Consider the following 23,549-nt stretch of genomic DNA (forward strand, 5'->3'; position numbering starts at 1 on the left):
AAGTTCTCGCTTAGATTAATTTGCTGCGTTGTTGCAGGAGTAAAAAGATAAAGAATGGCGCACCGATAAGTGCTGTGACTAAGCCGACAGGTAATTCGGCGGGGGGTAAAAATGCCCGCGCACCTATGTCAGCTAAGGCTAAAAGCGCAGCGCCCAAGAGGGCGCTCATGGGTAAAAGTCGTTTATGATCTGGCCCCAAAATCATCCGCACTAAATGGGGAACCACTAGACCAATAAAACCGATAATCCCTGTTGCGGCCACACTCACGCCTACGCCTAATGCACAGAGTAGGATGAGTCTTAACTTAAGACGGTCGACATCAATCCCTAAATGTCTGGCTTCAGCTTCACCCAGTAGCAGGGCATTAAGTGCCATGGCATCACGCTGAAAACGCCAACTCAGCAGCACTAATACCAGTAAACACAGGCCGACATATTGCCATTGAGCTCCCGCAATACTGCCCATTTGCCAAAGGGTTAAGTCACGTAATGCCATATCATTAGCGAGATAAGTCAGTACGCCTATGCCCGCTCCTGCTAGCGCTGCAATCGCCACGCCGGAAAGCAGTAATAACACCACAGATGTGCCTAAACCGTTACTCGCCAGACGATAAACGATCAGGGTTGTGGCTAACCCACAGAGAAAGGCGCCAAGGGAAATCATAAAAGATCCCACGTCGGGAAATAACACGATACAGATGGCCGCACCTAATGCGGCTCCCGATGACACCCCGATAATACCTGGGTCTGCCAGTGGATTACGGAATAATCCCTGCATCACAGCGCCACATTGAGCAAGAATTGCGCCTACCGTAAGGGCTAACAAGGTCCTGGGGAGACGCACGTTACTTACCACCAGTTGCTCATGGGGTGCAAGATCGCCAATGCTTTGCTGGGTTGCCCAATTAAATACCGCACTGAGGGAGTCCATAAGACTAATGCTTACGGGACCGACACTCACCGAGAGTAAGCTGCTCAGGATGAGGATCATCATCATTGTGGGCCAAAGCCAGCGATACTGTAACATGGTTATTTGCCCGCCGTTTTACCTTGAGTGAGCAGGGTATCTGCAAGCGTTTCGGCAGCACCAATGGCGCTAATGCCTAAGCCTCCTAGTAAAGCTTGCGGGGCAAGGGTTTGGATATGGCCATTTTGGCCTGCGGGAGTATGCGCTAGCAGCGGCATCTCCTTTAATAGAGCCTGGGTTGTTTGAGTGTTGGTTTGCGAGTCAGTTTTTTCGCTGCGGTTAGACAGTAAAATCACATCCGGTTGTAAGGCGAGAATGCCCTCTTGGGACAATGTCTTGTAGCCTTCAAAGTCTGCAATATTCTTTGCGCCCGATAGCGCAATAATGGTATCGGCAGCGGTACCTTTGCCACCGACTCGGGCTCCTCGTCCTTCCTGTAATAACATAAAGAGGATTTTTGGCTGAGCATTATGTTGGCTGAGTTGTTGTTTTTGCTTATTTAATTTATCTAGCCTTTGATGCAACTCCTGCTTTAGCGGGGCCGCTTTGTCTGTTCGATTAAGCGATTGTGCCAGCGTATCGATATTGCGCATTAATTGTTGCTCATCGGCGCTTGAGGGTAATTGCACTACCTTGATATTGGCTTGTTTTAGTACGTTAAGGGTGGTTTCTGGGCCCATTACGTCGGACCCTACAACTAGTGTAGGGCTGAGTGCCATAATGCCTTCAGCTGAAAGCATGCGGTGGTATCCCAGTTTAGCGACTGAGCTTAATTGTTCAGGCACATAGCTGGTGGCATCGACAGCCACTAACTCATCGGCCGCCCCTAACGCCAGCACTAACTCGGTGACACCCGCCCCCGCGCTCACCAACTTTATATCCTGAGTTGCACTCCAAGCATTAAATGAAACGAGTGCTATGACTGCGGGGAGTAGACACAACCATTTATTGAATACATTGCTATCGGTCGGTTGACTGAGTTTATTAAATCGATAACGCACAGCTTGAAACAACATGGGTAAACTCCTGATCCATCTAAAAGCAAGGTCGAGGTGTTATCAACCTTGCAGGGTAAACGGGTTAAAACACGATTGAGTTAAGGTTTAGGGTTAATGTTCCATCAAAATTTGGGTTTGATTAATGGCGTTGCCCTGCAAAAGTGCCAGTAGCTGCATTAGCGGTTCAACTGGCGCGGCCTTATCGGCAGCAATAATGACGGTGGCCTGTGGTTGAGCCGTTAACTGCGCTTCAAAGGCTGAATTAAATGCGGTTAAATCAGCAAATTTTTCGCCATTAATCGCCCAGTAGGGTGAAGTCGCCATAATATTGATGGCTATCGATTGCTTATGCTCGAGTGCAGTAATGGCGCTGCTTGGGCTTTGAGGTACATCAACGGGTAAGCTCAGCAAACGGCTATTTGCCGTGAGTAACAGAAACACTAAAACAATAAAAATAATATCAATCAATGCCGTAAGATCGACGCTGGGCAGTGGCTCTAAGGCACTGATCCCTGCTTGGGGTAACGACGTGTGGTGAGTGCTTATCATGGCTGAGACTCAATAGATGCGGCGTGTGAAGTGTTAGGTGTTTGATTGGCCTGATTTCCTCGAGCGAATGCCTGATATAAGTCTTGCTCAAGTGGTAGCTTGTCTACACCGGATAACCATAAGTTAATTTGATTCAGCACATGGCTCGCTTTTAAGCATTGGCTATGCGCCCAGATCCCGAATAAATGCGCGGCGGTAATGGTCGGCACCGCAATGATAAGACCTGCAGCGGTAGTATTCATCGCCAGACCAAGCCCCGCACTGAGTTGCGCAGGAGTGACTGGCCCTTGGGACTGGCTAAGTTGGGCAAACATGTCAATTAACCCAAGCACCGTACCGAGTAACCCCAGTAGCGGACTAATAATCCCTATCACTTGCAAAATCTTAAGGCCCGCTTGCAGCTCCCTTTGTTGTTTATTCAGCCATAGACTGAGTAATTCTTCCCTAAGTGGTTTGGGTTGATGTGCTTGCGCTAACAGCAGTGTTGCGCCACGGGCCAGTAAATCCTGCTGATGGCTGGTTTTAGAGAGTAAAGCTTGAATGTTTTCGCTTGTCGGTTTGGCATCAGAGTGGCGTAGCTCTTTAACCCAAGCTTGTTTTTTTGGGGAGATTGACGCTACGGATTGTTGTAAAAACAGTGCGCTACGCTCAAGGCAAATCATCAAGGCAAGGAATGCACATATCAGCAAAGGCCAGGTGAGTGAACCGAGCTGGCCATGTAGGGTAGAAAAGTCAGTCATAAGCGGTGAGTCTCTATAGTTAGATCTGTTATCAAGCATTCAGCCAAATTCGTTGCAATAGGATTAGCGTGGTTAAGCATTGCATCGCCACAGGATCAATTTAAGGCGAAGCGAATCGGTACCCTCACCTTGTAATGGCTCGCCAGTTTTGGGCTTGGCGCCTCAAACTGCCAAGTCTCTACCGCCTCTAGTGCCGCTTGGTCCAGCAGGCTGACACCAGAGCTTTTGACTAACGTGAGGGCGAGTTGTTGTCCAAATTCGTTAAACATCACTTCAATTGTTGCGGTTCCTTCCAAGCCTTTTTTTCGCGCCATGCGCGGATATGTTGGTTGGGGAGGTTGACTGGCAAAAGTGGGTGTTGCCAGCTCGATAACCTCGGGAGTGGCTTTGGTGTTCTTGCTGGCACTTGTGGGTGTCACATCGCTGTTGTTAATAGCTGCATTATCTTGAGTCTTGATTTCTGCCATTTGCGATATCTCTCGCTCAGAAGATTTTGCTATTTCTTCTGTTTCTTGTTGATGCAGTGTATTTGCAGCCATTAGCTTCATAGCCGTTGTCGCATCTGCCTTAGAGGATGTGTTCGGCGTTGGCTTGTTTTGTTCAGCGGATTTAACAGTTTGCGGCTTAGCTGTGGTCGGTTCGTGGGCTTGCCTTGCCATTTCAGTTGTCGCCGTATCAGTTCGTTTTGGCGCCGTTTGGCGCTTACTGGCATTAGACAAACGGGCATTAGCTACCTTGGCATTAGACGAGCTTGCATTAGGTACATTTGGGGAGATCGTATCCACGGGATCTGCATTCGCTGGCGTACTGTTTAGCTCAGATATGACCGCTGATTTTTCCACTGAATGATGTGCTGTAAAGCTTAAGGTAACCGCTTTGTTTACCTCATTGAATGCGTGCATTTGAGCAGATTCGTTAAGATCCTTCGGTAATGAAATCGAAGGCTGCGATGCAATCACACCCGTTTGAATCGCAACAGTTAATGCGCCAAAAGCTAAATATCGTTTTGGTGTCACGGCAAACCTTCCAATTCCAAAAGCATTCACTCATCAATCATTGCTAATTAAGATACATAAATATAAATAAGATCGCAAATGATAATGATTTCTATTTGATCAAATTTATATTCTCAGTTAGAGTGCCTGCAATTGCTAAAGTGAATGCTCAAAAAACTAGCAAAATGCCAAGGTAGGCGAATGACTGTTACGGGTCTTTTAGATACTAATTGATTAATAAAATTAATAATTTGAGGAAGATAATATGAACAAAAAGCCGTTAGTGATCGCCGTTGCGATGGCACTAAGTAGTACGGCGCTAAGTTTTGCGTTAGCGGCTGAAGAAGGCGTCAAACCCACTGCGGTTCAGAAGAGTGCTGAACAGGGGGTTATCGAAACTGAATTTGATGAAGTGTTAGTGAGTGCGACGCGTTTGAGTGAGAAAGTGTCTGAAACCAGTCGAAGTGTGGCTGTTGTCGCAGAAGAGCAGCTTAACGTTTCACAGGCTTCATCGGTTGCCGAAGTATTAAAAAACGAAGCGAATATTAACTTAACAAATGGCCCAAGAGCGACCTCTCAGGGCGTCGAAATTCGTGGTTTAAGCGGTGATCGTGTTTTACAAACGATCGATGGTGCGAGGCAAAATACCAGTTCTGGCCATCGCGGTTCCTATTTTATGGACCCTGAACTACTTAAATCTATCGAGGTGATCCGTGGTCCTGCCAGTAGTTTGTGGGGCAGTGGTGCCCTCGGCGGTGTTGTTGCACAAAATACTAAGTCTGCTCAGGATTTTTTAGCGCCAAATGAAACCTTTGGTGGTTATGTCAAGCAAGGCTATGACACCAATGGCGACCGCACTAAAACCAGCGCCGCAGTCTATGGCCAGCAAGCAACAGTCGATTGGTTGCTCAATGGCAGTTATGTTGATTCCAACAATATTAATACCGGCAATGATGAAACCTTAGCCAACAGCGCTTCTTCAGGAAGCAGTGGATTGGCTAAATTCGGCTGGCAGGCTGATGAAGCCTCGCGCTTAGCGTTATCGGCAAGAGTTAACAAGATTAATGAATTGGTGCCAAGTAATCCTTCTGCGGCTGTGAGTAGCTCAGTGCCTTTAGTGCGCCGCAAAACGGACGATCAAAATATCACCCTCAATTACAGCTTAGCGCCAGCCAATAATCCTTATTTGGATACTCATGTGCAGGTTTATTGGAATAGCACAGATTACGATGAAGACCGCGTCACTAAAGGCCAATTAGATAGCACTGAATACCGCACCGTTGGCGTTAATGTGAACAATAGTTCTCAACTCGGTAACACTAAGTTGACCTACGGTGTGGATGGCTATCGCGATACCCTTAAAACCGTTAGAGACGATAAGGGACAGGTTGGGCAGCGTCCTGAGGATATTGATGGCGAAACAACGGTATGGGGAGCTTTTACTCGGGCGGATGTGCAACTGACACAAACGGTAAACCTCGATGCTGCTTTGCGTTATGACAGTTTTAAAAACGAGAGTCATAACCTGAATGCATCTGCTGATGATACTGAGCTATCTCCTTCACTTGGATTAAGTTGGCAAACGCAGCCATGGCTGACCTTAAGTGCGCGCTATGATCAGGCCTTCCGAGCGCCGACGGTGGAGGAAATGTTCTCTAGCGGTACCCATTACTGCATTCCGCCAATACCGGGTTTTTTACCCAAAGGGTTATGTAACACCTTTGCGACGAATCCTGACCTAAAGTCTGAAGTGGCGCGTAATAAAGAGCTTAAAGCTGACCTTCGCTTCAATGACTTAGCTGGTGATGATGAATTAGCCATTACCTTAAACATCTTCCGTAATGATGTGGACGATTTTATTGTTCAGCAAGTCTCTAATCCATTTCGGGGGATACCAGGACTCGAGCAAACAACCTCGTGGAACAACGTGGAAGACGCTCAATTAACGGGCTTTGAGCTCAGCGGTCGTTATCGCATCGGACAAACGCGTTTAGCGATGAATTATGGTCAAACCCGCGGAGAAGACCGTAACACTGGCGATTATATCGAAGGGATGCCAGCCAATAAGTTTAATGTCGACTTGTCCCAAGTGATTATGGAAGGCGATATGAAGCTAGGCACGCGAGTGACCTATGTGGCCAGCCAAGCGAATACACCCAAAGGTTACAGTGTTGCAAAATATGATGAATACACTCTTTGGGATGTGTACCTAGCATGGGAGCCCGCGATGGGCGTGATGTCGGGCCTGAGAGTTGATTTTGCCATTGAAAACATTGGTGATGAGAAGTATCTGCAGGCATGGCAAACCTTGTATCAGCCTGGCCGTAATATGAAGCTGTCTGCACGCTACATGTTCTAAACCTTGGGATAGAGGATCTAGGAAATGACCCAAACAGTCGACATTGAAAACACGGATAACGTGCTGAGTCGCCGAGATTCAAATGCTGAAACCCAGCAAATGTTGCGACAACGATTTGAAACTCAACCAGATTTAATGCCTGCACAATTGGCCAGTGAGTTAGGGATTGCTGAGCTTGAGGTGGTTACCGCCTTACCTCAAGCGCAGCGAGTGTTTTTACCTTTGGCCCATATGGACGAGTTACTACAAAGCTTACCCGAGTGGGGTTCGTTAACTACCATAGTGATGCTTTCGGGCAGTGTATTTGAATTTAAAGGCGATTTTCCCCAAGGAAAATTTGCCCATGGCTACTACAACCTCTACAGCAAAGGGGATGGCTTACATGGCCATCTTAAATTGGATGGCATGCGGGCGATAGCCTTAATCAGCAGACCTTTTAGGGGCAGCGAGAGCCATTCAATTAACTTTTTTGGACCTCAGGGTGAGGTGGTATTTAAAGTTTATTTAGGACGTGACAAGCAAAGAGTGCTTTTTCCTGAGCAAGTGCACCGTTTTAAAGCGCTGGCCGCCTCCTTTGCTGATTAACATTGATGAACGTAATTTATTGAGGAAACCAATATGAAGCCTGAAACTTCCGAGCAAGAACAGCGTTTAAGAGACAAACTGTTACCTGAAATTGAGACCTTTAAACAGCAACGTAAAACCTTACAACTCGCCACCGTCGATACTGATGGTCAACCTAATGCCAGTTACGCGCCATTTGCATTAGCGGACGATGGTTTTTATATCTTGGTGAGTGATTTAGCGCGCCACGGCCATAATCTTAAACAGTCGACTAAAGTGTCTGTTATGCTGGTGGAGGATGAAGCTGAAGCCAAATCTGTATTCGCTCGCAAACGATTAACCTTTGATGCCATGGCTCAAGCGGTTGCACGTGATACGGCTTCGTTTAGCAAAGGAGTCAGCCTGTTATCTAAACGTTTTGGCGACATGTCGGATAATTTGGCGGCGCTGACGGACTTTAACCTGTACAAGTTAGCGCCACATCAAGGATTGTATGTCAAAGGCTTTGGCCAAGCCTTTAGTTTGACAGGCAGCGAACTGCTTGATGTGAACTGGAAGCGCGATGGTCACCACGGCACGCCAAAAACGCCTGAAGATATGCAGGTAGCTTAGATATCTGTGTTTTACACTCTGTGCTTTGATCTTGCCCTACTCAAGGCACAATCATAAACCCGCTATCAATGCGGGTTTATTTTTGGCTTTTATATTCTTAGCCTTGAATTTTTGCTTTGCTAGCATCACTTTGGTTATCGTGTGCGCTTTCTTGTGTGCTCAGTTCATTGTCATTTGTGCTAAGTTGAATGACAAATAAAGCCGAAGGATAACAAGAGTGAACAAACCGCTCATAGAGCCCACCGATTCGAGCATTCCACCTCTTCGACCATTATTGGAGTCCATTGTGTCTCAACAATCTTCACACACCTCGGTTCGCCAACGGGCAGTATTGCCATGGATTTGGCAATTTCTTAAGCCCTATCGTTTGCGAGTGGTTGCGGCGATTGTATTTTTATTGATCGGTTCTTTGGCCTGGTTATCTCTCGGCCAAGGCGTGCGGCTGATGGTGGACGAAGGTTTTATTAAGGATAATGCCCAGCGACTGAATGAAATTATTCTATTGGTGCTGCTGATCACCGCAGTGAGTGGCACTGCGGTGTTTTGCCGTTTTTATCTGATGACATGGCTTGGGGAGCGTGTCAGTGCCGATATTCGGCTTGCAGTTTATAATCAATTACTTAAATTATCTCCGGCATTTTATGCCAAGGTGCGCACTGGTGAGGTGATTTCACGTTTTACCGCCGATTCAACCTTACTGCAAACCGTTGTCGGTTCGAGTCTCTCTATGGCACTGCGCTCTGGCGTGACGGTTATTGGTGGGCTGGCGATGATGGGGATCACCAGCGTGAAGATGACACTGCTCGTGCTACTGGCCGTGCCTTTGGTGTTGGGGCCTGTCGGTTTCTTTGGCCGAAAAGTGCGTACCTTAGCGCGCGAAAGCCAAGATAGGGTGGCGGATCTCGGTGCCTATGTGGATGAAACCTTGCATGAGATCCACACAGTGCAGGCCTATGGCCATGAGGATAAGGACCGCAGCCTGTTCAATGGCCGTGTCGAAGATGTGATGACCGCCGCCAGCGGCCGCATTCGTTACCGCGCGCTGCTGATTTCTTCAGTGATGTTCCTCAGTATTGCTGCCATTGCGCTAGTGACTTGGGTCGGCGCCCACGATGTGATGTCAGGTAAGATGACGGGCGGCGAACTCTCAGCCTTTATGTTTTATGCGGTCATGGTGGCAGGCGCGGTTGCGACCATTAGTGAAGTGGTCGGGGAAATCCAACGCGCCTCGGGCGCCGCAGAACGCTTAATCGAATTAGCCGAAACTGAGGTCGATATTCCGGCGCCACTGGTGCCTAAAACTCTGCCAGATAAAGTACGCGGCGAGCTGCAACTGCAACAACTTAACTTCCATTATCCCGAGCAAACTCAGTTAGTGCTCAGCGACTTAGACCTTGTAATAAATGCCGGCGAGCGGGTGGCTTTGGTCGGCCCGAGTGGTGCCGGCAAGAGCACGCTATTTCAGTTATTACAGCGGTTTTATGTGCCGTCATCTGGCAGTATCTTATTGGATGGGATTGATATTGCTGAGCTTTCACCAAAGGATTTGCGGGCGCAGTTTGCGCTGGTGCCGCAGGACTCAGTGATTTTTGCCACCAGTGTGCTGGAAAATGTGCGCTATGGCCGCGTTGATGCCAGCGAGCAGGAAGTGATTGATGCCTGTATTGCGGCCCGTGCCCATGAGTTTATCAGTGAATTTAATGAAGGTTATCAAACCTATTTGGGTGAGCGTGGTGTGCGTTTATCCGGCGGGCAAAAACAACGCATTGCCATTGCGAGGGCTATTTTAGCCGACAGGCCCATCCTATTACTCGATGAGGCCACCAGTGCACTCGATGCCTTGAGTGAGCAAAAAGTGAAGCAGGCGCTTGATGAGTTAATGGCGGGTAAAACTACGCTGATCATCGCCCATCGGCTTGCAACCGTAATTAATGCCGATCGAATTATTGTGTTTGATAAGGGGCGAATTGTTGCCTGTGGTAAGCATCAAACTCTAATGCAAACCAATGCCTTATATCGAGAGTTTGCCACTTTGCAGCTGCTAACGGATGAGGTTAACCCATTGAGCGAGTAAGACTTGGATTGGGTAAAGAGGCTCAAATAAAACCCCAGAGTGCTACCTGGGGTTTTGTTTTGGATTTAAGACTGCTCAAATTACTGATGTTTACACAAGTTTAAGGCTGATTTTTAAGCTCTCTGCGCAGAATTTTACCCACGGTACTCTTAGGTAGCTGCGGCATAAATTCAATCAACTTAGGTAGCTTGTAGGCAGTGAGTTGCTCGCGGCAGAAGTTGATGATGGTGGTTTTCATCAGTTCAGGGTCTTGGCTGTCATCCTTGAGCACGATACAGGCTTTGACTGCTTCTCCAGAGTGCTCATCCTTTACGCCAACTACGGCGCATTCGATGATATTTGGGTGGCTAGCAAGCACGTTTTCGACTTCATTAGGATAGACGTTAAAGCCAGAGACAATAATCATATCCTTTTTGCGATCAACGATTTGATGGAAGCCTTCCTCGTTCAGAATCGCAATATCCCCCGTTTTAAAGAAACCATCAGCCGTCATCACATTAGCCGTTTCTTGGGGATTATTCCAATAACCTAGCATCACCTGTGGGCCACGGGCGGCGAGCTCACCGGCTTCCCCTTGCGCGACTTCATTACCGTTTTCGTCTAACAGTTTGACCTCAGTGCCGAGAACGGGCTTACCGATAGTGCCAATCTTTTGATATCCCGGTGCATTGAGCGAGATCACTGGCGAGGTCTCGGATAAGCCATAACCTTCACTGATGGTATTGCCTGTGGTTTGCTGCCATAGATTGGCTGCGGCAGCGGTCAGCGCTGTACCGCCAGAAATAGTGATTTTTAAATGACTGAAATCCAGCGCTTTAAATTCAGGTTGATGACACAAGGCGACAAATAAGGTGTTAAGCCCTGCAAAACCGGTGAAGGGGTATTTCGCCAGCGTCTTGATTAAGCCATTAATATCACGGGGATTTGGGATTAATACCGAGCAACCACCACATTCAAAATACAGCACCAAGTTCACCATAAAGGCGTAGATATGGTAAATCGGCAGTGGCGCGACAAAGGTATCTTCCCCTTCGGTGATAACACTGCCGATGCGGGATTTTACCTGCGCCGCATTGGCGAGCATATTACCGTGGGTCAGCATTGCGCCCTTAGAAAGACCCGTTGTGCCACCGGTATATTGCAGCGCGGCTAAATCGCCTAAGGCGGGCATAAAGCGCGTAAACGGTAGCTCTGCACCTTGTTTTAATACGTGACAGAATTCGACATTTTTAAGCCCCGTTTTGGGCTGAACTTGCGGATCGATAAGATCTAACGGGTGGGTCGAAATCACCAATTCAATTGGTGTGGTTGCAACCACTTTGGCGAGGGTTGGCAACAGATCTGACAATACCACTAAGGCCTTAGCGCCTGAGTCATTAAACTGATGGATAAGCTCACGTTCAGTATAAAGCGGGTTAGTGTTGACGAGAATCAGGCCTGCTCGTAGTGCGCCATAGGCGGCGATGACAAATTGGGTAATGTTGGGTAATTGAATCGCGATCCGATCGCCAGGTTTTAGGTTAGTGTTATTTTGTAAATAAGCAGCAAAATAGCGTGAATCACGTTCTATCTCATTGAAGCTACTGCTTTTACCTAAGCAAGCATATGCGGTTTTATCGCCAAAGCGTTGGCTAGTGCGTTCGATTAAGTCTATGAGTGAAGAGTATTTGCCAAGTTCGAGTTGTGACTCTTGATCGTATGCCATGCCTAACTACCTCAAATCGGTTTAGTCGTTATTATTATTTTAAAATCAAACGAGTGTTTAGATTAGAAGGATTCAACCTATAAGGTCAATCTTTATCGCCAAATAATTCTATCCAAAGATTGCTACTATCTTTATGTTAAAAATAGTGTTTTTACTCTATATGGGCGGAGTAGAGTTAAGTCTTTATTAACTTGGGTATATTAGGGCGTGTTGATGTTTTAGGGGCATTTTTATAGCAATTGGTAGGTGAATTGGGGGAAAGAAAAGGGCGCGCAATAGGATGTGGCCATTTTAAAAACCAATAAGACGCTCAATCGATGGCGTCTTATTGGTTGTCTACGGCTAAATGGGAGCATTGAGGCTATGAATTAAGGGCTAAAGAAGCCGGTTTCTTGGCTGACGCTTTGTTTGGGTTCGCTGACATCCGTTACCGAGAATTCGATAAGTTTGCGTCCCGCAGGGATAGCATCCTTATCGGCTAACACTGTCACGGGGTAATCTGCTTGTTCACCCGCCGCGAGGGTGATTACCGGGTCGGCAATTAAGCTGAATGGCATTTCGCTGTTGACCGCGAGTTGGTATTGCTTGGTTTGTTGAGTCTTGTTACGGATCTTCAGCTGGTAGGTATTTTCAACTTTGTTATCGGCGGTTTCGCGGTACAGACTCTGTCTATCGCGAATGACGTTAAGCTGAATTTCACTGCGATTGGAGAGATCTAAACCTATTACAACCAACATAATAACAACGGCAGCGCCGTAACCTAAAAAGCGTGGCGAGCGCAAATTGGAATGGGTGATGCCCTTTAATTCATTCTCGCTAACATAGCTAATAAGGTTTTGTTTGTAGTCGAATTTTTGCATGGTTTCATTACAGGCATCGACACAGGCGCCGCAGTTAATGCACTCGTATTGAAGGCCTTGGCGAATATCAATCCCCGTCGGGCAGACCTCAACACATAAATTACAGTCAACACAATCACCGAGTTCGGTTTGTTGCTTGCGTTTACGGGGGCCGCGGGCTTCGCCGCGTGCGGCATCATAGGTCACGGTTTTGGTGTTGGCATCGAACATCACGGCCTGAAAACGCGCATAGGGACAGCAGTGTAAGCACATTTGTTCGCGCATCCAGCCAGCGTTTAAGTAAGTGCAAATCGCGAAAAACCATACCCAGCAGGTTGTCCAAAAGCCGGCGTTGCCAGTAAAAATATCCAAGTAGAGTTCACGGGCTGGGATGAAGTAACTGATAAATCCACAGCCAGTAATCAAGGCGGCTAATCCCCACAGGCTGTGTTTGAGCGTTCTTTTACCGAGTTTACTCGCAGACCATGGCGCCTTATCGAGCAACTTGCGTTTATTGCTGTTACCCTCAATTTTGCTTTCGAGCCAGACAAACATAAAGGTCCACGCGGTTTGTGGGCAAAGATAGCCGCACCAGACCCGTCCCCAAAACACGGTTATAAAAAAGAGGCCAAAAGCCGCGGCAATAAACACCCAAGCGAGTAAGGTGAAATCCTGTGGCCAGAGCGTGAGGCCAAAAAAGAAGAATTGTTGCTGACTCACATCCAGCAGTATCGCTTGCCGACCATCAAATGAAATAAACGGCAGTGCAAAAAACAGCAGTACTAACAGGCTATTCATTGTGGTTCTGAGACGCTGAAAATAGCCTTTCTGCTCTCGGAAATGAATCTGGTCACTGCTTTTGTGTGCAGGCTTATCTTCCGCCTGGATATTTTTTACCGGGATAAATTGCTCGGCAGAGGGATGTTTGGCGTTCTCTCTGTGTTGGGTGTCACTCTTGGGCATATGCTGTCCTAACGGCTTAAATAAGATTCGGCTCCCTATAGCAAGCGTTAGGCCAAAATAATTTGCATTTAACTATTTGATATTTATTGATTTAAATTAGATTGGTTTTTATGTGTGTCGCGATATATCGTCAATTGGCGATATATCGCGTTTTTGAGACTATTCATCATTAGTGATTTGACGTGTAATCCCGAGCTTCTTCATTCGCGATCTGAGGGTACTTGGCGGGACGCCGAGTACACTGGCAGCGCCGTTTGCGCCCGAAATACGCCAGTTCAGCAGTTTTAATGTTTGCTCAATATGCTGTGCTTCTGCCTCGGCCAAGGTTTGTAATGGTGAAGCCGCGGTTTGAGTCTGTAGGTGATTCGTGGGCATGGCATGGATATGTAAAATATCCGTTTGAGATAATATAGCCTCACGCTCAAGGATATTCTGCAATTCGCGTACATTACCAGGCCAGCTGTAGGCCATTAATTTTTTTAGGCCTTTTTGACTTACCCCTCGGATTTTTTTACCCAGCTTACGGTTAAGGGAGTGCAGTATATGGCTGACAAGCTCGGGCATATCCTCCAGTCTCGCCCTGAGCGGTGGCACTTGGATTGGGAAGACATTCAAGCGGTAATAGAGATCCATTCGAAATAAGCCCTGTTCAACGCGTTTGAGTAAATCATGATGACTGGCGGCGACTAAGCGAATATCGACCTTGATGGTTTCGCTGCCGCCGAGTCGCTCAAAGGATTGCTCTTGGATCACTCGCAGTAACTTAGATTGCGCCTCCAAACTTAATTCGGCCACCTCATCGAGAAACAGTGTACCTTGATGGGCGAGTTCGAAGCGGCCCTTGCGCTGTTGAGTCGCACCCGTAAAGGCGCCTTTCTCATGGCCAAACAACTCACTCTCTAACAGTGAGGCTGAAAATGCCGCGCAGTTAACGCTGATCATGGGCTTATCTTTGCGGCGACTCAGTTGATGTAAGTTGCGGGCAACCAGCTCTTTGCCTGTGCCATTCTCGCCACAAATCAATACGGTACTGTCGGTATTGGCCACCATATGCAGTTGCTGGATCATATGGCGGATCACCGCGCTACTGCCCGAAATATCCACATCGCCGGTCTTATCGGCTAACTCGGCTTGGAGATAATGATTCTCGCTGGCCAGTTGCTCCGACAGAGCTTGAACCTGTGCTAAAGCCTGGCGTAGCGACTGCTCGGTTTGTTTTTGAATACTAATGTCGCGAAATATCGCGACTACACCGATAAGTTTGTTGTCCCGATAGACGGGCGTAGAGCTGTAATACACAGGAAAGCTGCTGCCATCCTTACGCCAAAACACATCGTGGGTAATTTCCCTTGCAATCCCATCCTTTAAGGTGTTGTAGATGGGGCAATCTTCCTGGGGATAATGACTGCCATCCGCATGGCTATGATGATGGCAATTATGGATATTTTTGCCGAGTAACTCTTCATTCTTCCAGCCCGTCATGCGCTCGGCGGCGGGATTGATAAAGACAGCATTACCATTTAAATCAAACCCATAAATGCCTTCACCCACGGCATTGAGTAGTAACTGATTTTCTGGCAGAAAATGTTTATCCAAGGGCATTACGGCGGGCTGTGTTGATGTCATTCCGTTGATTCCTTAATACGAATGAGTGCCCAGAGTATAACCCCTTGAGTCGTCTCGCGATATATCGCGAGTTGCTTTGTCATGTTTGAATAGAATGGTTTAGAGGCTAGCTTAGAGGTCTGACCATTAACTTGTTGATAATAAAAAGCTTATATTTTAATCAATAGAAAGTTTTATTTAGTACTGGCTTAAATTGCTAAATTGTTATAAAAATGTTTCATAAATATTATTGGCGAGGTTGAAATAGACCAGTACGCTTACCCTTATATGGGAATATGCATTACTTTGCTAAGATATTTATTTAAGTAACTCGCTAGTTATAAAACTATTTTTATAGTGTTTTGGGGTTAGACGGCTGTTGAGAGTACGGAGTGATTTTCTGCCCACCTTTCCGGAAAATTGCTTTCTACTGATTTGAAGTGTGCAAAAAGGCTGCGATGCAGCCTTTTTTATTGCGCTCTCAATACTCCATTTTTGAAGATTAAGCCAAATAAGCAAAATAGATTACAAGGCTTTAGCCTGGGCTAAGCCATTAAGCACGGCATCGATGGTGAGTTTAGACGGTAGTACTATGCCGTTAGGCGCCCTTGGACCATAGACCTTATTGTAAGGTGTACCCGGTACTCCTTCATGTTGCATGTAGTTCGCGATGGTGGAATCGGCTTCGCTCCAATTTCCCTGCATCAAAATAATCTTGTCGGCCATCAGTGCATTCACCACTTGCTCCCTATGGGTGACTTCAGCCTTATTGGTTTGGCAAATGCTGCACCAGTCTGAGGTGATATCCACAAACACTGTGTAGCCTTGGGCGACCAGTGGGGCGATTTTTTCGGGGGCCAGCGTGCGCCACTGTAGCTTTTGATAGGCTTGATAATCTTCGCCTTTATGCACAAAACCGATAATTCCGCCTAGGCCAACGGCGAAAAATCCCAATACAAAAATCACCGCCAGTGGAATGCGCTTACCTTTGCTACGTTGCCAGATTAACAGACCAATCGCGCCCACAAGTAATGCGAGAATGACCAGACTGATGAGAGTGATAGTGCCCATAGATGCCTGCATAAGTTTCCGATAATCCATTCTATCTTAGCGGCTAACAGCTTAAATCTGCGTGAATTTATGTTTTAAAAGCCGATTAAACCTTTGACGCATTCAGTTGCAATTGTGCTTTTGCGCCGAGTGCGCAGTCTTTGTAAGCTGGTGCACTAATAAAAAGACCACAAAATAATGACTACAGAAGGGAAGGATAATTGATGCGAGTGCTAAATAAAAAGTCAACGCCCGCAGGGCTAACATGGGCAAGTATGTTGCTGCCCTTGTTATTTACTGTGTCCATGGTCGGCCATGCCGAGCCTGCTCAAAAAGGCGAAGCCAAAGTGGATAAGTTAGTGCCAGAGGTGGTGACCACTAAGCATAAAATGACGATTCAAAATCAGAAGATCAGTTATCAAGCCATTAGTGGGGAGACCATTTTAGAGGATGATAAGGGTGAGCCTCAGGCCAGTATTTTTTCTATTACTTATTTAAGGGATGATGTGCAGGACAGCAGTAAACGCCCAGTCACGTTTATTTTTAACGGTGGCCCAGGTTCAGCCTCGCTTTGGCTGCACATGGGACTCTTTGGGCCCAAACGCGTGATTGTGCCCGGTGATGCCAAAGATGATGGTGCGGCACCTTATCGGATTGAAGCTAACGATTACTCATTACTCGATGAATCTGACTTAGTGTTTATCGATCCTGTGGGTACCGGTTTTAGCCGCGCCCTGGGTGAGAAGAAAGGCACCGATTTTTGGGGCGTAAAAGAAGATGCCCAATCCATTGCCGAGTTTATCCGCCGTTGGTTGATTGAACATAAGCGTTGGAATTCGCCCAAATACCTTGCCGGTGAAAGCTATGGTACGACGCGAGCCGCGGCATTAGTGGATGAACTCCAAGGCGGCTGGACCGATATCTCTGTCAATGGCGTGATGCTGATTTCATCGATTCTCGACTTTAGTCACGCTCGCTATCAACCGGGCAACAACCAACCCTACATTGGTTTTTTACCGACCATGGCGGCGACTGCGTTTTATCATAACAAAGTCAGTGATGCCGATAAGGCCTTGGGGCTCGAAGCATTTGTCGAACAGGCGCGTCAATTTGCTATAAAGGATTACGCCTTAGCCCTATTACAGGGCAGCCGTTTAGCGCAAAGTGATTATCAAGCTGTACGCAAACAGTTGGCGCGATTTACGGGCTTGAGTGAGTCCTACCTCGACAGAGTAAATTTACGGGTGAGTGCGAGTCGCTATACCAAGGAATTGCTCAGGGATCAGGATTTGACCATCGGGCGGTTAGACAGTCGCTATACTGGCAAAGATTACGACAGTGGCGGTGACTCGACCGATAACGACCCGTCAGGATATGGTATTGATGGTGCTTATACAGCGGCTATCCATCAATATCTGTATGAGGATTTAGGGGTTAAATTATCACGCCCCTTCAACGTGCTTTCCACCGATGTTAACCGTGGCTGGAACTGGAATATTAGCGGTAAACAAATGCATTATGTGAATGTGGCACCCTATTTAGGACAGGCGCAGCGCGAGAATAAAGACTTGCGTATTTTTGTCGGTAACGGATATTTTGATTTCGCAACGCCCTTCTTTGCGACTGAAAATACCTTTGCCGATAACGGCATTGATAATAGCCGCGTCACTATGCATTACTACAAGGCGGGTCATATGATGTATGTAGAGCCTGCATCGCTTGCGCAACTGGTGCAAGATATTCGCGCTTTTTATCATCCCAACGGGGTGAAATGAGAGTGACCGTATTGCTAGGCCAGTGTTAAACTGCCACTCCTGTGAAGGCCCTTTTGAGGGCCTTTTTATGCTTTAAAGGGGTGAAAATGAGCTTTAGTACTTGGTTGGGACTATTGGCGATTTGTTGTTTGGGCGCTATGTCCCCTGGGCCGAGTTTGGCGATGGTCGTGCGTCATACCTTAGGCGGTGGTCGCGGGAAAGGGATTGTGTGTGCTTGGGCGCACTCGATTGGCATAGGGGTCTATGCGCTAGTCACGCTACTTGGTCTTGCGGTAATGCTGAAAAATGCGCCTTTGGTTTTTAATGGGATAGCGATTTTAGGCGCGCTCTATCTGGCATGGATGGGGCTCCAAGCATTACGCTCAAACGGTGGCATGCAGGCAAAACTTACGGCGGGGGAGGCGACGGATACGCTCACGGCGGCGCGCGATGGTATCGCGATTTCCCTGTTCAATCCTAAGATTATGCTGTTCTTTTTAGCGCTGTTTAGCCAGTTTGTGATGGTTGCAGATAGTTTTACAGGTCAAGCACTTATAGTACTAACACCACTGGTAGTTGATGGGCTATGGTACACCTTAATTGCGTTAGTGTTATCCCATTCGAGTATATTGCCTAAGTTGCGGGAAAAAGCGGGCTTGATTGATAAACTTTCTGGTGTGGTATTGATTCTGCTGGCAATACGGGTGCTGTATAGCCTCTATGTGTAGTTGTTCACTATTTTTTGAGCATATAACTCGGATTGCCCGCCAAATAGCTAGTACCGCTAAAATTAGGTTTAACGCATCTGACGGCGCCATCTAACATTGCTAATTCTTGAAATTCTGAAGTAAGAAATAGCTTTATGTGGCAATGGAGATCTTGGGATTCGTGCTTAAATACTGCCAGCAGATTCTCAGGGCTACCAGCTTGTTGATAAACTTTGGTTAGGTGATATTGATGTGCGCTTAATGTTGATTGTGATATAAGCGCATCACCCAAATTCACAATAAACCACTCACATGTTGAAAGCATAATAATTTACCTTACTTGAACTCGGGGTAACGAGTGTCGAAAAAATCTAAATTTAACAAACTAAATCAATGCTATAAGTGATTTTTTTTGAAGATAAAAATATTTTCTTTCTGACTGAATGCGCAGATTTTTGTGTATATCAAGGCGCTCAGTCGTACGGCATCGCGAGCTATGGTTAGACAGACCAACGCACAGAGGCCCGAAAAGATGCCTATTCAGCGGCTCTACTTATCCCGAGCTCAGGTTACCTCGTTAGCGCTGCTCAGTCTAAAATCTTTTAGCTGAATAAATGGTTTATGGGGCGTAACGTCACATTGGTCTGAGATTCGTTACCACACCTCATCTGACTATATCGCTAGTGCGGCTTTTAGCGTTGTAATTTCAGTGGGTGTTAGCGGTCGCATTTCTCCCTCTGGTAGAGTGTTTGTTGCTGCTTTGCTTTCTGTACAATTATCTTCGCTTACTGTTTCAAGGCTGAGTGTCATTAAGGCCACTCGCTGTAAATCGATAACCTTATAACCTAAGGCGCTGGACATCCGCCGAATTTGCCGATTTAAGCCTTGGATCAGCACTATTTCAAATTTATCTTCACTAAGCCTACGAACTTTACAGGGGAGAGTATCTACCTCTTTGTACTTTACGCCGCTGGCCATTAGCTTAATAAACTCATCGGTGAAGGCCCTCTCTAGCTGCACATGATAGGTTTTACTGTGGGCAAAACTGGGGTGCATCAGTTTGTGGGTGAGTTCGCCATCGTTAGTGAGCAGCAATAATCCGCGGGAATCCTTATCTAATCTGCCGACGGGGTAGAGTCTTGGTGTTGGTGGCAGTAAGTGGATCAAGCTGGATTTATCGTCTTTGAGTAAACGGCAATCTGTACCTACGGCCTTATTGAATAGCCAATAGGTAGGAGTTTCGCTGCCTAATACAGGCTTTGCATCCAAGCAAATACTATCAAGGCATTGACCATCTGCATCGAGCTGGACTGGGTCGTGATGTGTGGCAATCTTACCATTTCGCGTAATGCGTCCTGCCTCAATTAAACGGCAGGCTTCTCGGCGTGAACTGATGCCACATTGGGCAAGGTATTTAGCTAGACGCATAAATGATTAAGTTAAAACGGGTGATGGACTTGGGCGCGATAATACAGGATTTTGGATAAACGACGCATCGCAAATGCAAGGCTTAAGCACCAAATAATATTGAGGTTCGTTTGCAGCCACATATTGGCACTAACCAAACAGAAATGATTGTCTATATCACAGGGCGGAAAATCCAGTTGGCTCCAATCCAGTTGTAAACTCAGGCTAATAGCGCTGATAAAACTTAATAAACTCAAGTAAAACAAGGGCCTTGGGCAGATAAGTTTAGGAACGACTCCGGCAATAATCACTAAGGCATGCAAGGTTAGCGTGCTTAAGAGATAGCTAGTGGAAACCAGTCTATGCATGGTTAAAAAGTTAATCGGAAAAATGCCCATCAAAATCACCGAAGTGCCAACCCAAACTCCTGTGAGTGCAATATATTGGCTAAAGCTATCGAGCTTGAGTAAGTACAGCCCAGCCATAGAGATCAGCATGCAAATCCCTGCGGCCAATAATCCTAAATTAAACACATAGGCAAGGGGCGAGTGGGTATAGTCCCCTAAAAAATCGGCGCGGATAAATAGGGCGCTAACGCCCATGGTTTGGTATTGTCCATACAGAGCAACCATCACTCCTATCGCACTGAGCAGTGCGGCTCCCACAATCAACCAAGTGATTAGGCGATGTAAATCGTAAAAACTGGGTTCACGCTGTCTTGGATTCATTTGGCTTTTAATGAATAGTGGTGTGGGTTAAGGGGCAAGGTTGAATAATCGGGTGTAACTTGCCTGAATCCCTTCATGAAGGCAAGTATTCTAAATAGCGCTGCATTTAACCTTTAAAACAAAGGGAGCCAGTCAAGTGGCTCCCTTTGTTTTGTGTTGCTTTCAATAAACCTTGTGATACTTAACTACATCAGTGGCGTTTACGGAAAATGACAATTGCAATGGCTACTGCTGCGAGGATCATGCAATACCATGCATAGGACACGGCTGCTAGCGGTGTGATGCTAAATGTCGAGGCGATTAACAGCGCTTGTGCACCATAGGGTATTAACCCTTGGATAATACAGGCAAAAATATCGAGTACACTGGCAGCTCGTTTAGGTGTTACGCCGTGTTTTTCTGCGAGATCTTTCGCAATGTCACCAGTGACAACAATCGACACCGTATTGTTAGCAACGCAGCTATTGGTCACGGCTACAATTCCCGCCATCCCTAATTCGGCCGCGCGGCATGAGGCTTCGCCTTGAGCTTTTGAGAAACGGGTGATGAGCTTTTCAATCTGTTTGCTCACAAAGGCTAAACCACCTTGTTGCTGCATCAGCGCGGCTAAACCACCGACTAACATCGACAGGATAAAAATTTCCTGCATATTGCTAAAGCCCGCGTAGATATCCTTACCAAATTGGATCACGCCATAGTCCATCGTCAGCAAACCAGTGGCTCCCGCAAGCAGTATGCCTAAGGTTAAGACGACAAACACGTTTAGCCCTGCAACTGCTAATACTAGAATCGTCAGGTAAGGAATCACCTTAATAAAGTCGATATCTTGAGCGGCTAGATCGGCTTGGCCTTGTCCTGCGATGACAAAGGCAACAAAGGTCAGCAGTGAAGCTGGGATAGCAAAAATCAGGTTCTCGCGGAATTTATCTTTCATATCACAGCCTTGAGTTCGAGTGGCCGCAATCGTGGTATCCGAAATAATTGAGAGGTTATCACCAAACAGGGCGCCAGACATCACGGCACCTGCCATCAGGGCATAATCAATTTGTGCCTGGTCGGCAACGCCTAAGGCGATAGGTGCCACGGCGGCGATTGTACCCATAGAGGTACCCATGGCCGTTGCAATAAAGGCGGCAATCACAAAAAAGCCTGGCAGTAATAGGTTTGAGGGAATAAGAGATAAACCTAAGGCTACGGTTGCATCGACACCGCCAGTGGCTTTCGCTACCGCCGCAAAGCCGCCAGCCAGCAAGTAAATTAAACACATGGCAATAATATTGCTATGGCCAATTCCACCAATAAAGGTATCAATGGCTTGATTTAATTTTTGCTTTGATAACACCAAAGCCAGAATAATGGCCGGCAAAATAGCAATCACACTCGGTAATTGATAGAAAGCAAAGTCCACACCTTGGCTTTGGAAATAGACGCCTGCGCCAATAAACAGACTTAAAAAAACGAATAAGGGTAACAGGGCAACAAATGATGCCGGGTTACTCGGTGCAGTGGTTTGGGTTGATTGACTCAATGTAATTTCTCTTTTACTCGGCGGGTTGTCTGCGTGCTCCTTGGCAGTCAAACTCGCTCTAAATCTATGTCGCCTTGGCATCATATCCTAGCAACTTGGTGCCAAGCATATTGGATTGCCAATTTACTGTCAATCTAGACGTCTAGATGTTTTTACTTCCGTTGTAATCTGTTCGTTAAAAAGAGGTTTAAATCGTGGTTTGTCTTAATTTTTAATCTTAATAAACAGTATATTAAAACTATTCTATTAATGATTTACTGGTTGTTGTTAGCCAATGCTAAATGTGGATTACTCAGTAATATAGCAATAGGGGGCTATTTCTTCCTCCACCGCTGATACAGTTTAGTGGATCTTAAGTTGGTGTACGATTCGGTGTTGTTAGGTTTTCTGTTGTTTTTGACACGGTACTACGTGCTGAGAGTGTGAGGAGTTATGTTAGTTTTTAACATTTTAATTTTGCGGGTATCTTTTCGCATAACATACTAAGGCCACTCTTGCTGTTAGTAACCAGATGCGGTAAAACGGTGATCCTTCATCCACACCTCACATAGCCAGCAGCATCGTGATACGAAGAGCTAAGCCATTACTGGGCACGTTAATTGAAATTGCAGTCGAATCGGTAGTTGAAGAACCCAGCCAACCAACACTCGATGAGCAAGCCATTCAAGCTGCGATTACTGCGGCTTTTTCTCGCATTGCACAAATTGGACGTTTATTAAGTTTTCATCAGCAAGATAGTGAGTTAAATCTTCTAAACCGTCAGCCTGGCCATTGGGTCACCCTAAGCCAAGATAGTCTAAGGGTATTTAAATTAGCCAAGTGGTTTGGTAAAGCTAGCGACAACTTATTTAATTGCACCATTGGTGGTGAAATGATGTCTCGCGGGGCGTTACCTTGCTACCTTGGTATGCCGCTACTTTTGCAGGGCGATTGGCAAGATATTGAAATTAAAGGGAACCAAGCGCGGTTAGCTCGGCCATTAATTGTTACTTTTGACGGTATCGCCAAGGGGTATGCGGTTGATATGGCAGTAAGTGAGTTACGTCGTGCAGGGGTTTCTGGTGGTTGGGTCAATGCGGGAGGGGACTTGCGAGTATTTGGTTCTGCCTCCTTGGATGTGCTTTGTCGAGGCTCAAATGGATTAAGCCAGAAGATAACAGTCCGCAATATGGCTCTGGCAAGCTCACGAGTTTCGCAGCAATTGAGCCTAGGTTGTCCAGCATTATTACTGCCGACAGGTAATGTCGATATGATGAGCTTTGATGCGTCTAATGAGCGTGTTGTTAGCGTTCAAGCGCCTTTCGCATGGCGTGCAGATGCACTAACCAAGGTGGCTGGTTATCTTTCAGCTAAAGCTGCAAAAGATAAAATTAATCAGCTCGGCGGCCAGTTAGTCTGTTAACCG

19 protein-coding genes are annotated in these 23,549 nt (G+C 46.6%); 7 read left to right on the plus strand and 12 right to left on the minus strand.

The features are described 5' to 3' along the window. Positions 1 to 10: 10 nt before the first annotated feature. The 5 genes from L976_RS16190 to L976_RS16210 all read right to left on the minus strand — a co-directional run bounded on the left by L976_RS16190 (position 11) and on the right by L976_RS16210 (position 4,270). On the minus strand, positions 11 to 1,027 hold the full coding sequence (locus L976_RS16190) for a FecCD family ABC transporter permease (protein WP_047538383.1): 1,017 nt from the start codon (positions 1,025 to 1,027) through the stop codon (positions 11 to 13). Positions 1,028 to 1,029: 2 nt separating this feature from the next. Continuing rightward, a complete protein-coding gene (locus L976_RS16195; protein WP_047538386.1) occupies positions 1,030 to 1,983 on the minus strand; it encodes a hemin ABC transporter substrate-binding protein in 954 nt (317 codons plus the stop codon). A 93-nt stretch (positions 1,984 to 2,076) separates the two neighbouring features. After that, entirely contained in the window at positions 2,077 to 2,514 is a 438-nt protein-coding gene (locus tag L976_RS16200) for an ExbD/TolR family protein (protein WP_047538389.1), read from the minus strand. Continuing rightward, on the minus strand, positions 2,511 to 3,254 hold the full coding sequence (locus L976_RS16205) for a MotA/TolQ/ExbB proton channel family protein (protein ID WP_047538392.1): 744 nt from the start codon (positions 3,252 to 3,254) through the stop codon (positions 2,511 to 2,513). Before L976_RS16205 ends, L976_RS16200 begins: the two co-directional genes overlap by 4 nt. Before the next feature lie 95 nt (positions 3,255 to 3,349). Beyond that, positions 3,350 to 4,270, minus strand: a complete 921-nt coding sequence (locus L976_RS16210) for an energy transducer TonB (RefSeq protein WP_047538395.1) — start codon at positions 4,268 to 4,270, stop codon at positions 3,350 to 3,352. A 244-nt stretch (positions 4,271 to 4,514) separates the two neighbouring features. On the opposite strand from L976_RS16210, the gene L976_RS16215 reads away from it, so the two are divergent. The 4 genes from L976_RS16215 (at position 4,515) to L976_RS16230 (ending at position 9,858) form a co-directional block, all read left to right on the plus strand. Further along, entirely contained in the window at positions 4,515 to 6,608 is a 2,094-nt protein-coding gene (locus L976_RS16215) for a TonB-dependent hemoglobin/transferrin/lactoferrin family receptor (protein WP_047538398.1), read from the plus strand. Positions 6,609 to 6,707: 99 nt separating this feature from the next. Beyond that, positions 6,708 to 7,193 (plus strand): heme utilization cystosolic carrier protein HutX, encoded by a 486-nt coding sequence (hutX, locus tag L976_RS16220; protein ID WP_373867204.1) that lies wholly within the window; start codon positions 6,708 to 6,710, stop codon positions 7,191 to 7,193. Positions 7,194 to 7,226: 33 nt separating this feature from the next. Next, a complete protein-coding gene (hutZ, locus tag L976_RS16225; RefSeq protein WP_047538404.1) occupies positions 7,227 to 7,784 on the plus strand; it encodes a heme utilization protein HutZ in 558 nt (185 codons plus the stop codon). Between the two features lie 286 nt (positions 7,785 to 8,070). Continuing rightward, positions 8,071 to 9,858: an ABC transporter ATP-binding protein/permease gene (locus tag L976_RS16230; RefSeq protein ID WP_156143194.1), complete on the plus strand. Its 1,788-nt coding sequence runs from the start codon at positions 8,071 to 8,073 to the stop codon at positions 9,856 to 9,858. Positions 9,859 to 9,958: 100 nt separating this feature from the next. Here the strand turns inward: L976_RS16230 and L976_RS16235 are convergent, their stop codons facing one another. The 4 genes from L976_RS16235 to L976_RS16250 all read right to left on the minus strand — a co-directional run bounded on the left by L976_RS16235 (position 9,959) and on the right by L976_RS16250 (position 16,041). Beyond that, positions 9,959 to 11,563 (minus strand): long-chain-fatty-acid--CoA ligase, encoded by a 1,605-nt coding sequence (locus tag L976_RS16235; protein WP_047538408.1) that lies wholly within the window; start codon positions 11,561 to 11,563, stop codon positions 9,959 to 9,961. A gap of 368 nt (positions 11,564 to 11,931) precedes the next feature. Next, complete coding sequence (ccoG, locus tag L976_RS16240; RefSeq protein WP_047538411.1) at positions 11,932 to 13,365, minus strand: cytochrome c oxidase accessory protein CcoG; 1,434 nt, start codon at positions 13,363 to 13,365, stop codon at positions 11,932 to 11,934. 159 nt (positions 13,366 to 13,524) lie between these two features. Next, positions 13,525 to 14,991, minus strand: a complete 1,467-nt coding sequence (locus L976_RS16245; protein ID WP_047538414.1) for a sigma-54 interaction domain-containing protein — start codon at positions 14,989 to 14,991, stop codon at positions 13,525 to 13,527. 504 nt (positions 14,992 to 15,495) lie between these two features. Then, positions 15,496 to 16,041 (minus strand): thioredoxin family protein, encoded by a 546-nt coding sequence (locus L976_RS16250; protein WP_037427092.1) that lies wholly within the window; start codon positions 16,039 to 16,041, stop codon positions 15,496 to 15,498. 203 nt (positions 16,042 to 16,244) lie between these two features. On the opposite strand from L976_RS16250, the gene L976_RS16255 reads away from it, so the two are divergent. Next, positions 16,245 to 17,795 carry a S10 family peptidase gene (locus L976_RS16255; RefSeq protein ID WP_047538417.1) on the plus strand — a complete coding sequence of 517 codons (1,551 nt, stop codon included), beginning with the start codon at positions 16,245 to 16,247 and terminating at the stop codon, positions 17,793 to 17,795. An 86-nt stretch (positions 17,796 to 17,881) separates the two neighbouring features. Continuing rightward, on the plus strand, positions 17,882 to 18,502 hold the full coding sequence (locus L976_RS16260; protein ID WP_037427088.1) for a LysE family translocator: 621 nt from the start codon (positions 17,882 to 17,884) through the stop codon (positions 18,500 to 18,502). A 651-nt stretch (positions 18,503 to 19,153) separates the two neighbouring features. On the opposite strand, the gene L976_RS16270 is transcribed toward L976_RS16260, so the two are convergent. The 3 genes from L976_RS16270 to L976_RS16280 all read right to left on the minus strand — a co-directional run bounded on the left by L976_RS16270 (position 19,154) and on the right by L976_RS16280 (position 22,144). Continuing rightward, positions 19,154 to 19,909, minus strand: coding sequence for a 23S rRNA pseudouridine(2604) synthase RluF (locus L976_RS16270; protein ID WP_047538421.1), 756 nt, complete (start codon positions 19,907 to 19,909; stop codon positions 19,154 to 19,156). An 11-nt stretch (positions 19,910 to 19,920) separates the two neighbouring features. Further along, complete coding sequence (locus L976_RS16275; RefSeq protein ID WP_047538423.1) at positions 19,921 to 20,616, minus strand: hypothetical protein; 696 nt, start codon at positions 20,614 to 20,616, stop codon at positions 19,921 to 19,923. A 190-nt stretch (positions 20,617 to 20,806) separates the two neighbouring features. Then, complete coding sequence (locus L976_RS16280; RefSeq protein WP_037427081.1) at positions 20,807 to 22,144, minus strand: Na+/H+ antiporter NhaC family protein; 1,338 nt, start codon at positions 22,142 to 22,144, stop codon at positions 20,807 to 20,809. 562 nt (positions 22,145 to 22,706) lie between these two features. Between L976_RS16280 and L976_RS16285 the strand changes: the two genes are divergently transcribed. Continuing rightward, positions 22,707 to 23,546, plus strand: a complete 840-nt coding sequence (locus tag L976_RS16285) for an FAD:protein FMN transferase (protein ID WP_037415047.1) — start codon at positions 22,707 to 22,709, stop codon at positions 23,544 to 23,546. The last annotated feature ends 3 nt before the right edge of the window (positions 23,547 to 23,549 follow it).

Origin of the sequence: Shewanella sp. ZOR0012 (genome assembly GCF_000798835.1) — a bacterium.
Classification (GTDB): domain Bacteria; phylum Pseudomonadota; class Gammaproteobacteria; order Enterobacterales; family Shewanellaceae; genus Shewanella; species Shewanella xiamenensis.

Coding starts and splice junctions, on each gene's coding strand:
- L976_RS16275 (WP_047538423.1), bottom strand. CDS start 20,616: ATGAATCCAAGACAGCGTGAACCCAGTTTTTACGATTTACATCGCCTA.
- L976_RS16245 (WP_047538414.1), bottom strand. CDS start 14,991: ATGACATCAACACAGCCCGCCGTAATGCCCTTGGATAAACATTTTCTG.
- ccoG (WP_047538411.1), bottom strand. CDS start 13,365: ATGCCCAAGAGTGACACCCAACACAGAGAGAACGCCAAACATCCCTCT.
- L976_RS16215 (WP_047538398.1), top strand. CDS start 4,515: ATGAACAAAAAGCCGTTAGTGATCGCCGTTGCGATGGCACTAAGTAGT.
- L976_RS16205 (WP_047538392.1), bottom strand. CDS start 3,254: ATGACTGACTTTTCTACCCTACATGGCCAGCTCGGTTCACTCACCTGG.
- L976_RS16250 (WP_037427092.1), bottom strand. CDS start 16,041: ATGGGCACTATCACTCTCATCAGTCTGGTCATTCTCGCATTACTTGTG.
- L976_RS16235 (WP_047538408.1), bottom strand. CDS start 11,563: ATGGCATACGATCAAGAGTCACAACTCGAACTTGGCAAATACTCTTCA.
- L976_RS16255 (WP_047538417.1), top strand. CDS start 16,245: ATGCGAGTGCTAAATAAAAAGTCAACGCCCGCAGGGCTAACATGGGCA.
- hutX (WP_373867204.1), top strand. CDS start 6,708: ATGTTGCGACAACGATTTGAAACTCAACCAGATTTAATGCCTGCACAA.
- hutZ (WP_047538404.1), top strand. CDS start 7,227: ATGAAGCCTGAAACTTCCGAGCAAGAACAGCGTTTAAGAGACAAACTG.
- L976_RS16260 (WP_037427088.1), top strand. CDS start 17,882: ATGAGCTTTAGTACTTGGTTGGGACTATTGGCGATTTGTTGTTTGGGC.
- L976_RS16270 (WP_047538421.1), bottom strand. CDS start 19,909: ATGCGTCTAGCTAAATACCTTGCCCAATGTGGCATCAGTTCACGCCGA.
- L976_RS16200 (WP_047538389.1), bottom strand. CDS start 2,514: ATGATAAGCACTCACCACACGTCGTTACCCCAAGCAGGGATCAGTGCC.
- L976_RS16190 (WP_047538383.1), bottom strand. CDS start 1,027: ATGTTACAGTATCGCTGGCTTTGGCCCACAATGATGATGATCCTCATC.
- L976_RS16195 (WP_047538386.1), bottom strand. CDS start 1,983: ATGTTGTTTCAAGCTGTGCGTTATCGATTTAATAAACTCAGTCAACCG.